At 61.6% G+C, this 479-nt stretch carries 1 pseudogene; it reads left to right on the forward strand.

From position 1 onward, the window contains the following. Positions 1-479: pseudogene (locus IAE41_RS22350) on the forward strand (IS3 family transposase); the annotation flags it as partial.

The raw sequence follows: 479 nt of genomic DNA on the forward strand, positions 1-479 counted from the left end.
GATCGGCAGCGCAGGCGCAGTGGGAGAGTGGCTGCGCCTGTATGCTGAGGGTGGCGCCCAAGCGTTGGCGCCGCCACCATTGCCGCAAAAGCCGATGAAAAAGACCCGCTCGTCCAAGCCTGCCGAGGACATGAGCCGCGATGAGCTCCTCAAGGAAGTGGCCTACCTGCGTGCGGAGGCGGCTTACCTAAAAAAACTCGATGCCTTGATCCGGGAAGACCAGGCGGCGCAGCGCGCAAAGCGCAAGCCATCCAAGGATTGAGGCAGACCTACGCACTGTCGCTGTTGCTGGAGGCGGCTGAGCTGTCGCGCAGCACGTTCTACTACCAGATCAATGCCTTGGCCGATCCAGATCGGGGTGAGGAGGAGCTGCGTGAGCGCATCCGCGCGATTTTCGATAAGAATCAAGGGCGCTACGGCTACCGTCGCATCACGCTGGAACTGGCCAATCAGGGCCAAGCCATCAACCACAAGCGCGT

The sequence above is a fragment of the Stenotrophomonas sp. S39 genome (assembly GCF_016624665.1).
Classification (GTDB): domain Bacteria; phylum Pseudomonadota; class Gammaproteobacteria; order Xanthomonadales; family Xanthomonadaceae; genus Stenotrophomonas.